Raw genomic sequence first — 12,404 nt, 5'->3', positions numbered from 1 at the left:
GGCGGGTCTGTCGATCATGGGGGAAAATAGTGCAATCATTACGCCGCATTTGGGAGCCGACTTTCGGTAGTCACCGAATGGCGCTTCTTAGTGTGACTTTATTGGTCGCGACACCCTTGATCATGCTGCCGGGTGGTCTCTACAGGTTCGTTTTGCCAAAACTCGCCATTTTGTTGCTCGCGTTGTGCCTGGGTCTTCTTGCTCCCGCGACGTCACGACTTGGGCGTCCTACGGTGCTGATTTTGGCAGCCATAGTGGGGATATATGTCATTGCAGCACTGAGTTCCGGGGATCTGTCAGCTGCCTTTTTTGGACGGTGGCCGCGGTATGAGGGCCTGCCTGCCCTGCTCTTATACGTGGGTTTGCTGGTGGTGGGAGCGCGTGTATTGGGCGGTTCCTCCGCAGCAAAAAGCAGGCAGTATCTGGTCCATGGACTGTGCTTCAGCATGCTCATTCTGGCGCCCATTGCAGTGGCCGAGGCGGCTGGTCTCCGACCCCTTGGTGGTGCCGACGGCACACGACCGGGGGCGACGTTGGGTAATGCCACAGATCTGGGCTTGGCGGGATTGGTCGCTTGCCTGCTGCTACTGCCCACGGCCTTATGGTCAAAGAATAAATTGGCGCAAATAGGAGCGGCCGCGGCAGGGGTAGTAACTGTCACTTCCGGTTCCCGGGCCTGCATCCTCATTGTGGTTATTTGCGGAATTGTGCTCTTCGGATTCAAGGCATTTCAGCTATTTAAATCGGGAAGGCCCGTTCACGCGATCGTCGCCCTCCTGGGATTCGTAGGTGTTGCTGCAGTTTTGTCATGGTCCATCCCTTCCGTTGCGGAACGCTTGTTCAGCACAGCAACCGTTACAGGTCGCGTATACCTCTGGGAGGCATCTCTTCAGACCCTGTCCGGCGACGCGTTCCTGGGACTTGGAGCGGGGCAATTCGTGGACGCATTGCCTTCTCACCTATCCGATGCCTTCGCCAAGAACGTGGGTACTGAGTTCCCGGCGGACAGCCCGCACATGGTCCTTCTCCAGCTGGTCAGCGCAGGAGGATTGTTGTTCCTTCTTTCCGTAGCTGCGGCTGTGTGCATGGTCATCGTGATCGGTTTCAGGCGTATCCGCACCGCACCATTGAACGAGCACAAACTGTTCCTGATCGGTGCGCTGGTGGCCATATGCGGCTACGGATCCGCACTCATGACTCACTTCACGTCACCGGGAACTATCGCGTTGGTCTGTGTACTGGCTGGTGCCATTCTTGGAAATGCTCCCGTGCTGGAGGGACCCGCAAAGAGTCGGCCGGGTAAAGCTCTTGACTCTGTTCGCCTATCAGCAGTTGGGTTGGCGCTGGTGGCTGCGATCGTCGCTGGTGTAGCGGCAACCGCGGAAGTACCCATGAAGTCGGGTACTGACTTGGCCGCCGCGGGTGACATCCCGAAAGCGACTAAGGAGTTCGAACAGGCAAAGGCCCTACGACCCTGGGACCAAGACATCGACCTTCTTGCCGCACAAGCATTCGCTGTCCGCGCCGTCACGGGCGATACAACAGCGGCAGCAGCCGCTACCACTTGGGCGAGGGCCGCCGTCGAGCGTAACCCGTCCTCCATGGAGGCACTTACTGCACTTGCCATCGGACAACTGGGAACCGGCGACGTTCAAGCCGCGCGGAAGACGCTGGACACGCAGATCGAACGTTCGCCGTGGACGTCGGAGCCCCACCTTCTAAGGGGACTCGCGAAAGCCAGCGGCCAGGACATGGAGGGTGCCATTGCAGATATCGAACGAGCTGCGGCACTGACCCCCAAACCGGAGCGAGCGCTGAACATCCTCTCGGAGCTGTACGTCGTGTCGGGCCAGCCCGACAAAGCCGCTGAAGTAGAGGAACGGCTGGCCCTCGATCGCTAGGTTCTCAGCCGTCGATCAATTCATGATGGAACCGATACATGAATGCTGCCATCGCATCGCGGTTGATAGATTCGTTGGGTCGATACGTTTTGGTGCCGTCGTCTTCGGTCCAACCTGTCGAAATCCCGGTAGAGGCAAGCCAACTGATTTCCTTGTAGAACTGCCTGTCCGGCAGGACGTCCTCGAATGAGGATTTCGACGGTGGCGTGTAGTCAGGCGATCCGGCGAGGCGGTACAAGAACGCTGCCATTGCATCGCGGGTGACGGAGCCAGCGGGCCCGAACAGCAACGACCCGTCATAGCCGACGTAACCCTGGCTAATGCCTTCGCTCGCCACCCAGCAGACTTCTTTGTAAAACATCGACTCGGCATAAATGTCCGCATACGGCGATTTGCTGGGCGGCGTGTAATCGGGGGAGCCCATCAGTCGGTAGATAAAAGCTGCCATGGCGTCGCGATTGATGGATTGCAGGGGCCGGAAAGTGCTGGTCCCATCGGGTTGGAGCCAGCCTGTGGAGATGCCGTTCTCGGCCAGCCACGTGATTTCCGTATAGAACTGCGAATCAATCGCCACGTCCGAAAACGGTGGGTTCTCGGCGTCTGTAGTTGTCGGTTGGAACCGGTTCAAGTTCGAGGCAGCTGATGTGAATTCCGGCTGCGCGGAGGCTGGTCCTGCGGCAAATCCCGAAGCAGCGATGGCCAGTGTCATAGCCGCAGCCGCCACGCCTTTGTGTGTAACTCTCATGATGGAGCCTTCCGTTTGCGGTGATGAGTGCTTTGGAAAGCGTAATGTGAGTCCGCAATTCCTCAACCTGTTGCTTTGTCAATGCGCAATGCCATTTAGTTAGCTTTCTGAGTGTTTTCTGGGTGTCGCCGGTGTGTGGGGGTTGCGGTGTTTCGTCGTGGTGTGGCGTGGTTGATTGCTGTGGTGTTGATGGTGGTAGCGCCGGGGTTGTTGGTGTTGCCGGCGGCGGTGGCCGCGGATCCGGTGGTGGAGAACGTAGTGACGTTCTCTGATGTGCCAACCGAGTCGCAGTTCGCTACGGAGATTTCGTGGTTGGCGGCGTCGGGTATTTCCACGGGCTGGGATGTCGGCGGGGTGCGGCAGTATCGTCCGTTGGAGTCCATTGCCCGGGATGCGATGGCCGCGTTCCTGTACCGTCATGCCGGCTCACCTGCGTTCACCGCTCCCGCAACGTCTCCGTTCACGGACGTTCCGGCCGGGGCTGCGTTCTATAAGGAGATCACCTGGCTGGCCTCGGAGGGCATCTCCACGGGCTGGGATATCGGTAACGGGAAGCGTGAGTACCGGCCGTTGTCCCCGATCGCCCGTGATGCGATGGCCGCGTTCTTGTACCGGTACGCGGACAAGCCAGCGTTCACGGCCCCGCCGGTGTCTCCCTTCGCGGATGTTGCGGCTGGTGGCGGGTTCTATGCGGAGATCACGTGGTTGGCGGCGTCGGGCATTTCCACGGGCTGGGATGTCGGTAACGGGGTGCGTGAGTACCGGCCGTTGAACGGGATCGCCCGTGATGCGATGGCCGCGTTCCTGTATCGGTACGCGGGCCAGAAAGCACCTGCTGACCCTGGGAACCCGGCGGCGGGGACGGTCACGGTGGCCCCTGACGTTGAGGTCCTGGAACCATCCCAGCTGGAAACAGCGCTGGTGAGTGCTGACACGGTGATCCTTCCTTCGGATCAGGCGCTGGAGATCAAACCCAATGACGTGCTCGTCTCCGGTGTCACCACCGGCACTCCGGACGGGTTGCTGGTCCGTGTGGTCCAGGTAGTACGGGACCCGGGCGGGAACACCCTTGTCAAAACCAAACCCGCCACCCTCCCCGAAGCCGTGGTCTCCACGGGTGGGCTGCTCGAGGTGAGCGGCACCCCCGTCTGGTCAGAGTTCATCCCGGAGCCCGACGTCGTGGTTGAACCCGACGCGGCCCCGACCGCAACAAAACCCGGCACCGAACAGCCAGCGGACATGGCCCAACCGTTCGCGGAAGCCTCCGCCGATATTTTCTCCAGCTCTTTCTCCTTGAAGAAAACTTTCAAGTCGGAGTCGAAGTCACCCAAGCTGACCGGAACAGGGTCACTGAGTGTCGAGTCGTCCATCAAAGCATCTTCGAAGGCCAGGATGACATTGGAGACGGGGTTCCTGCAGTTGAAGGAAGTCTCGGTAGTAGTGACCCCGTCCACGGGGGCGTCCCATACGTTTCAAGTTGAAGGAAACCTCAAAGGAGAGGTCGCCGCCCCGCTCGGTGAGTTCAACTCCGGGTTCACGTTTATGGCTGGGCCGGTCCCTGTGGTGGTGACCAACCAAGTGAAAGTCTCCGCAAAGTTCACAGTCGAGGGGACAGCGAATATCGCGTTCAGCTCATCCCAGACTGTGTCCAGTGATCACGGTTTCAAGTTTCGTGAAGGCTCCTACAACCTGATCAACACCAAGCCAAGCTCAAACGGAGTAGAAAACACAGTCCAAGCCTCCGCGTCCCTAACCGCCAAGGTGTCATTGGACTTTGACGCCACGATTAAGCTGTACGGCATCGCGGGCATCACCTTCGGCGCAGGACCTTTCGTCTCGGCAGCGATTCAGGTAGCGGCCTCCGCTGGAGGTCTCACATGGTCTTGCCCCGTAGAGCTGGGCTTCGCAGCCCGGCTTGGCGTCAAAGCAGGAATCAACGTCCTGGGAATCGACTTAGGCGAATGGTCGGCCGTCACCACGGCCGGTTGGACCCTTCATGTCGCCAACCCGTGTGAGGGTAAACCGGTGGTGGCCCCCGAACCCGACCCGGAACCTACGCCCACCCCGACTCCCACTCCGACCCCGACGCCGACCGCAGGGACGATCGATCTCGTACATCTGACTCCGGGGGGAACGCCTGGTTCTGGTATGCCGTTCGCTCCCGTGGTTTCAGCAGACGGTCGATACGTAGCCTTCGTGTCCGCTTCTGCCGATTTGGTGCCCGGCATGGATAGCAATGACCAAGAGGATTTGTTTGTTCGCGACATGGTGACAGGGGCAGTGCGGCTGATTTCAGCCACGCCCGCAGGAAATGCAGCCAACGGATGGTCCCATGAACCCTCGATTTCCGCTGACGGACGGTTCGTGGCCTTCACTTCCAGTGCGTCCAACCTGGTAGCTGGAGACGCCAATGGCGTAGATGACGTATTCATCCGTGATCTTGATGCTGGAATTACGACGCTGGTATCTGTGACGCCTTATGGGGCAACAGGGAGCGGGCGATCTTATCAAGGTTCAGTATCCGCTGACGGTCGGTTTGTTGCATTTACTTCGAATGTCGGATCTTTAGTGAACGGAGACACCAACAATTCAGCGGATGTTTTCGTCCGCGACATGAACCTTGGTTCCACCGTTCTGGTTTCTGCCACCTCGGCAGGTACGGTCGGAACTGGCAGCTCATCCGGTGCAAACATTTCGGCTGACGGGCGTTATGTGGCGTTTAGCTCAACCGCTTCCGGCATCACCCCCCACGCAACAAACAAGATTGGCAACCTGTTTGTGCGCAATCTGGCGGCCCAAACCACGCAGCTCGTCTCCGTCTCCGCTGAGGGTCACGCGGGGGACGACCTCTCACACAGCCCTTCGGTGTCCGCCGACGGCCGATTCATCGCGTTCGGTTCGTACGCGTCCAATCTCGTCCCGGGAAAGCCTGGAGCGACGAATGGTGTCTTGTTGCGGGACATGACTTCCGGCACTACCAGCCTTGTTTCAGTTCCCCCATCAGGTAATGGCTGGTCTCATAGCCCATCCATCTCCGGGGACGGTCGTTTTGTCTCGTTCATCTCGCTCGGAATCGACATGATCACGGGAGAGGAACGCGAAGCAGAAGATGTCTATGTCCGTGACATGACTACAGGGATCACGAAACTGGTGAGCGTCACGCCGTCCGGTGCTTCACTCGACGAGTGGCACATCATGCAATCGATCTCAGGCGACGGGCGATTCGTGGTGTTTTCCGTGTTCGGGCAGGACCTGCTACCTCCCGACCAGCCGCCCGGAGTTGGGGTGTTCCGGTCGATGATCGCTTGACCTGAGTCCATACGGAGCCGTTGCGCCGAGCGGTCCGCGACAACAAACCCGGTAGGCTGAAAGCTCCCTTTTGCGTCCAACCACCGGAGTGCCGTGCGAGTCGTAGTTCTTGGAGATATTGGTCAGCCCGTTTATCACGTGGGCGACGAAGCTATGACCCATGCCGTGGTGGACGAACTGCGCGCCAGGGGAGTTTCCGACATTGTCCTGCTGTCCCGGGATCCGGAGCAGAGCACCCGAATTTTCGGGACTTCCTCGGTGAAGACACTGGAATTCCCGTGGCCTCCGCACAGGCGGGAGACGTACCTGCGGGAAATCCGTGCCATCCTCGCGGGCGACATGACTGCCCTCCCCGCTGAGGATCAGGTCCATGCGCTCATCGAGACCATGAAGACTTGCGACGGCGTGGTGATCGCCGGCGGCGGGAACATGACTTCGCCCTACGGCTGGCTGCTCTACGAGCGGGCGGCCGTTGGAGCCATTGCCAACGCCTTGGGTAAGCCGCTTGTCGTTTCCGGACAGACTGTAGGGCCCGTCCTTACGGGACCCGACTACGACACTGTGGTCGAGCTTTTCCGTTCAGCGACGCTCACCAGCGTCCGCGAGCAAACCTCCTGGGATCTAATGCGGAACGCTGACGTGCCCGCAGGCTTGACGCTCGACGACGCGAGCTTCCTTGAGGTCGACGACGCCCCTGCAACGGGTATCGAATCGGACCAGACCACCTACAAGCCCCAACCGGATCGACCCTTCCTGGTAACCACGTTCGCGCCCGGTACCGGCGCCATGGATAAGGGCGCTTTCAACCAGCGCATCGCTGAGGTGCTGGACAGAATCGCCGACGCCGGGAACCTGGACGTCGTGATGATCCCCCACATGTCCCACCCGGGCCAGGCGGACATCGACATCGAAACCCACCAGGACATCCGGCGGAGGATGCACACGGAGAACGTGGTGGTCTGCGGCCAGCTGTCCGCGGAGGAATCCGCGTCGCTGACAATGCAGGCCGACTTTGTGGTGGCGAGCCGGTACCACCCGATTGTCTTCGCACTGTCAGCAGGCGTTCCTTGCTTGGGCATCGCCGTGGATTACTACGGCGAGGTACGTATCGGCGGCGCACTGGCCAACTGGGGCCTGGGCCACACCATGCGTTCCCTGCGGCACCTGGCCACTCCGGAATTCGATACCTACATCGATCAGTTGTGGACCCGCCGCGACGACATCAGTGCCTACCTGAAGCAACTCAGCCCGACGCAAGGTGACTTCCAGCGCGCCTGGTGGGACGCCGTCGTCGAGACTTTGAAGGGGGCCAAGCCGGAGGCGCCGGTCCTTGTCAGCCCGGAACCGGCGTTCCTTGAACTCGCGTCCGGTGAGCGTCCGTCCGTGGCCAAGCTGACGGCCAACAATGAACTGCACATCGGCCACCAGTCGGTAGAGCTTTTTGGACTGACCCACGTCCTGGAAGACACCCGTGGAAGCCTCGGCGCTGTGGAAGCGGAGCGGGACCAGCTGCGGGGTGAACTGAACGGACTTACTGAAGCGCTCGCAGCAAGGGAGTCCGAGCGCGAGCAACTCCAACACGAGCTTCAGTCGCTGAAGTCCTCGTTGTTGGTACGTGCTGGCCGAAAGCTCAGGCTGCTCCGGCGCTAAGGAACATCCGCCAGCCTTCCAGCGTTCGCACGGGTTCCGTGGGTAGAGTAGAGGCCTGAACATCGCCGGATTGCAGTGGATACGGAGCACGAATTGTCAGCTTGGCTAGAACTCGGACCGGACAACTACGTCTTGGAAACCGAGGGATCGTTACTCAACACCGGACTTGTGGTGGGCTCTGAGCTCGCCATGGTCATCGACACCGGCTGCGGTCCGCGCCAGGGCCGCGAGATCCTCGCTGCAGTCCGCGAAAAGACCCAGCTTCCGCTGGTTGTGGTGAACACCCACGCGCACTACGACCACTTCTTCGGCAACGCAGTATTTGCCGACGACGGCGTCACAGAGTTTTGGGCGCACGCCAACTGTGCGGCGACCATAGAACGCGACGCCGACAACCAGCGACGCTTCGTAGCCACCAACGAACCTGAGATGGCAGCGGGGGAGGGCGACGCCGTCGACATCGTTGTCCCCAACGCACTGGTCCACGACCAGCCTGTCCTCGTTGACCTTGGCGGCATCACCGCGACCCTCTTCTACCTGGGCCGAGCCCACACCGACGGCGACCTTCTTGTTGGCACCAGCTCCACCCTGTATGTGGGGGACTTGGTTGAACAGGGCGCGCATCCGTCGTTCGAGGACTCCTATCCGGAGGAGTGGGCGGACGCGCTGCGGCACATCTCGGCCTTGCGCCACCGGTACGAGTTCCTGGTCCCGGGACACGGCAAGCCCGTCAGTGATGAGTTCGTGAAAACGATGGCGGACACCATGAGCACCGCAGTCCGGCAGGCAACACAGTCCATTCGCGACATGCCTTCCGACGCTACCAAGGCAATTCCTGTGCTGCCTTACGGTCCGGAACAATCCCGTTGGTTTATCAAACGGCTTCAGGAAACCAATGCCCAAGGACGTTCGTCATTAGGTACTCCGGACTTTGGACCCGGGATAACCGGTTCCTACCCTTCTTAAACAAGGTTCCTTACAAATTTGTCATCTTGTTTACTCTCAGCCATGGACTAATGGCTTAGTCCCGTCCTAGGATGAAGGCGACCATTGGTTCGCGACTACCTGGGGGTGTCGAGATGAAGGGTTCACGCGTTTTCCCGCGTGCTACCAGCATTCTCCGCTCTGTCATGGTCGCGGGCGCCGGTACCGCAATCTGGATGGCCCTCTCCGCTTCGGCCGCGAGTGCAGACACTGGAACTTCCGATAAAACCCTTCTGGGCAGTGTCGCCTCCTCCAGTTCCGTCAGTGTTCCGGTGCCGAACGTGCCCCTGCCGAACCTGGTCAAAGGAATAGTTCCGACCCAACAGATCAACGTTCATGTGCCGGCGGTGACACCCATCGTGGAGCATGTCGGGGGCACTGTTGATCATGTGGTTGCCGAGGTTCCGGTAGTCAACCAAGTGGTTCCTCCGAACACCGCCGGAACCGTGGTGAACACTGTTGTGGTTCCGGCCACTGACACCGTGGATCACACGGTCAACGTTGTTGTTCCGCCGGTAAATCAAGTTCTGGAACCCGCTCGTTTGGAACCCGTTACAGACGCGGTAAACCCGATCGTGGAACCGATTGTCGGCGTGGTGGATACCGTTTTGGCACCCGTCGAAGCCATCGTCCCGCCGGTTACAGTCTCGCCGGTTACTGTCCCGCCCCTGGTCGTGCCGCCTGTTACGGCACCGCCGGTTGTTGACCCCGGGACCTCGCCGGTGGCCGGGATCCCGGGTGCGCCAGGCAGCGCCGTTTCAGACGTCCCCGCTACGACGGACGCTGGCGCTTTGGCGACGACCGGCGTCGTAAGTTCAACGGACGCAACGCTTCCTGAGCCCAGCAAACTGGACGTCCACGCGAACCCTTCAGGGGTGGTCGCTGAAGCTCCAGCGATGCTGACACCCACCCGCAATTTTGGTCCTACAGGGATTACCGCGGTGCTCGGCGGCGCCTCCTCTGCCGCCGATCCCGCGTCGCCCTCGAGGTTGCCCACGGACCCTGCGACCGCACCCGCCGGCCTCACGGGAGCCGGTTCCGGCAACTCCCAAAACGGTCCGCCCAGCCAGGCAGCCGCCTTCCTTCACGACGCACTGATCATTCCCGTAGACGCTCTTCCCGGCCTGGAATCGGCCGATGCTGAACAACATCCAAAGCCGGTCTGCTTCGACCCCGGCTCCTCTCCTGACTAGTTCCCCAGCCGGCCGCGCAGCACTTCGCGGCAGACGGTCATTCGGGCGATCCGTCACTCGGACGTCCTTGGGAACAAGGCCTTCAGGAGAGAATCAAAATGAACACGACCATACGCAAGTGCCTCATTGGCACATGCTTTGCCGGGGGCATGATCGTCCTCAGCGCTACTGCGGCAAACGCCGCGGACACCACCAGCGGCAAGGACGGAATCCTTTCCGGAACGCAGGTGGTAGCGCCAGTAACAGCGCCGGTCAGCCTCGGCGGAACATCACTTGGACTGTTGGGGGATTCAGCAGCTACGACGTCCGCGCCGGCACCTGCTGCAGGTTCAGGGTCCGCTACAGCGCCGGCCGCCAGCACCAACGGCGCCAACAGCATCGGCTCCGGAACGCAGGTAGTTGCTCCGGTAACGGTGCCCATAAACCTGGGCTCGTCGTCAGTGGGTCTGCTGGGGGGCTCCACTGAGGCGAGCTCAGCCACACCTGCCGCTCCTGCTCCAGCGGCAAGTTCGACGCCGGCAGCCAGCACCAGCGGCTCCGACGGTATCGCTTCGGGAACCCAGGTTGTGGCACCGGTGACGATCCCCATCACGGTGGGGTCGACGTCGGCCGGTGTACTTGGCGACTCAGCTGCCACATCGGCAGCACCAGCTCCAGCACCAGCTCCTGCTCCGGCACAAGCGCCGGCACAGGCAACGACGTCGGGGGGAGAGGGTATCGCGTCCGGCGCTCAGGTAGTGGCTCCGATTTCGGTCCCTGTTAACATCGGAGCCACTGCCGTGGGTGTTGGCGGAGACTCGTCCGCCACGTCCGGAACTTCGGCCGGAACTTCGGGTTCGTCGGGCTCGTCCGGGACTTCGGCTCCGGCTACGTCGGGTGCTTCGGGTGCTTCCACTTCCGGTTCGGATGGTGTTGCTTCGGGGACTCAGGTAGTCGCTCCGATTACTGCTCCGGTGAATCTTGATTCGACCTCGGCTGGTCTGTTGGGTGACTCTTCGGCCACGAACACCGGCACCGGCGGCGGAACTGCTCCGACGGGTACTTCGGGTGCTTCCACTTCCGGTTCGGATGGTGTTGCTTCGGGGACTCAGGTAGTCGCCCCGATTACTGCTCCGGTGAACCTTGGTTCGACCTCGGCTGGTCTGTTGGGTGACTCCTCCGCCACGAACACCGGTACCACCGGCGGAACTGCTCCGACGGGTACGACGCCTGGTAGCACCACTTCCGGTTCGGATGGTGTCGCTTCGGGGACTCAGGTAGTCGCCCCGATTACCGCTCCGGTGAACCTTGGTTCGACCTCGGCCGGTCTGTTGGGTGACTCCTCCGCGACGAACATCGGCACTGATACTTCCGGGACTTCGGTTCCGGCTACGTCGGGCGCTTCCACTTCCGGTTCAGATGGTGTTGCTTCGGGGACCCAGGTGGTTGCTCCGATTACTGCTCCGGTGAATCTTGGTTCGACCTCGGCTGGTCTGTTGGGTGACTCTTCGGCGACGAACACCGGCACCACGGCTGGGACTGCTCCGACGGGTACCACCTCCGGGAGCACCACGTCGGGTTCGGATGGCATTGGTTCGGGGACCCAGGTGGTTGCTCCGATTACTGCTCCGGTGAATCTTGGTTCGACCTCGGCTGGTCTGTTGGGTGACTCTTCGGCCACGAACGCCGGCACCACCGGCGGAACTGCTCCGACGGGTACGACGCCTGGCAGCACCACTTCCGGCAACGGAGGACTTCTCTCAGGCACTCAGCTGGTCATCCCGATCACTGCTCCTGTCACCGTTGGTTCCACCTCGGTGGGCATCGGCGGCGGCTCGGCCGGTACCGTGAACCCGCCCGTTGTGAACCCTCCCGTCGTGAACCCGCCTACCGTCAACCCTCCTGCTGGTGGTGGCCTTAATGCCGGTGGGGAAACAGGCTTCAACACTCCGGTGGCGGGCTCAACCGGCACGACTGTCGGAGTACAAGCCAGCACAGCTGTCGGCACCCGTGCCGGCACCGCAGTAACCGCTGGTAACACCCAGGGGGCAGTGACCGCGGCAGTCTCAACCGCCGTCGGAAGCGCCAACACCTTGGCCAAGACGGGACTGAACGGAACTTGGGTTCTCTGGGCAAGTGCCATGCTCCTGATGGGCTTGGTGCTCGCAGCAGCAGGTCGCCGGAAGGCAGTGGCTAACCTCCGCTAAGCAAGGGAAGCAATCTCATTTCGCATGTAGTTGTGGCGGCTCCGGATTCCCGGAGCCGCAACAACTGCGACCAAGCAGCGGACTTGTGCGCACCCGTACCCGCCGATCGCCCCTGCTACCTCTAGTGCGATTGGCGTGAAGTGGTGCGGGGCTGACCACGAACGGGAGCGCCGGGCGGCAACGGGTGCGCAGCGCGGAAAACGGTGCGAGCCAGCCAGCCGGGCTCGATCCCACCCGTACCCGCCGATCGCCCCTGTTGCCTCTGGTGCGATTGGCGTGAAGTGGTGCGGGGCTGACCACGAAGGGGAGCGCCGGGCGGCAACGGGTGCGCAGCGCGGAAAGCGGTGCGTGCCAGCCAGCCGGGCTCGATCGCACCCGTACCCGCCGATCGCCCCTGCTACCTCTGGTGCGATTGGCGTGAAGTGGTGCGGGGCTG

Annotated in this window: 7 protein-coding genes; 6 read left to right on the top strand and 1 reads right to left on the bottom strand. The window is 61.4% G+C overall.

What is annotated here, in order from left to right; all coding sequences use genetic code 11:
- Nucleotides 1–92 precede the first annotated feature (92 nt).
- Nucleotides 93–1,901, top strand: coding sequence for a polymerase (locus ACNAOT_RS17385; protein ID WP_420178725.1), 1,809 nt, complete (start codon nucleotides 93–95; stop codon nucleotides 1,899–1,901).
- Nucleotides 1,902–1,905: 4 nt separating this feature from the next.
- Here the strand turns inward: ACNAOT_RS17385 and ACNAOT_RS17380 are convergent, their stop codons facing one another.
- Entirely contained in the window at nucleotides 1,906–2,646 is a 741-nt protein-coding gene (locus tag ACNAOT_RS17380; protein ID WP_420178724.1) for an S-layer homology domain-containing protein, read from the bottom strand.
- Between the two features lie 147 nt (nucleotides 2,647–2,793).
- Here ACNAOT_RS17380 and ACNAOT_RS17375 point away from each other — a divergent pair, with 147 nt between their 5' ends.
- From ACNAOT_RS17375 to ACNAOT_RS17355, 5 genes are all read left to right on the top strand, one after another.
- Nucleotides 2,794–5,955, top strand: a complete 3,162-nt coding sequence (locus tag ACNAOT_RS17375) for an S-layer homology domain-containing protein (RefSeq protein ID WP_420178723.1) — start codon at nucleotides 2,794–2,796, stop codon at nucleotides 5,953–5,955.
- A 93-nt stretch (nucleotides 5,956–6,048) separates the two neighbouring features.
- Nucleotides 6,049–7,605 carry a polysaccharide pyruvyl transferase family protein gene (locus ACNAOT_RS17370; protein WP_420178722.1) on the top strand — a complete coding sequence of 519 codons (1,557 nt, stop codon included), beginning with the start codon at nucleotides 6,049–6,051 and terminating at the stop codon, nucleotides 7,603–7,605.
- 93 nt (nucleotides 7,606–7,698) lie between these two features.
- Nucleotides 7,699–8,571 carry an MBL fold metallo-hydrolase gene (locus ACNAOT_RS17365; protein WP_243836829.1) on the top strand — a complete coding sequence of 291 codons (873 nt, stop codon included), beginning with the start codon at nucleotides 7,699–7,701 and terminating at the stop codon, nucleotides 8,569–8,571.
- Between the two features lie 113 nt (nucleotides 8,572–8,684).
- A complete protein-coding gene (locus tag ACNAOT_RS17360; protein WP_420178721.1) occupies nucleotides 8,685–9,782 on the top strand; it encodes a hypothetical protein in 1,098 nt (365 codons plus the stop codon).
- Nucleotides 9,783–9,880: 98 nt separating this feature from the next.
- Nucleotides 9,881–11,968 carry a beta strand repeat-containing protein gene (locus ACNAOT_RS17355; RefSeq protein WP_420178720.1) on the top strand — a complete coding sequence of 696 codons (2,088 nt, stop codon included), beginning with the start codon at nucleotides 9,881–9,883 and terminating at the stop codon, nucleotides 11,966–11,968.
- Nucleotides 11,969–12,404 lie beyond the last annotated feature (436 nt).

The sequence above is a fragment of the Paenarthrobacter sp. TA1.8 genome (assembly GCF_048595705.1).
Taxonomy (GTDB): Bacteria; Actinomycetota; Actinomycetes; order Actinomycetales; family Micrococcaceae; genus Arthrobacter; species Arthrobacter nitroguajacolicus.
Note: the sequence above shows the minus strand (reverse complement) of the source record. Positions and strands in the feature narration are given on the sequence as shown.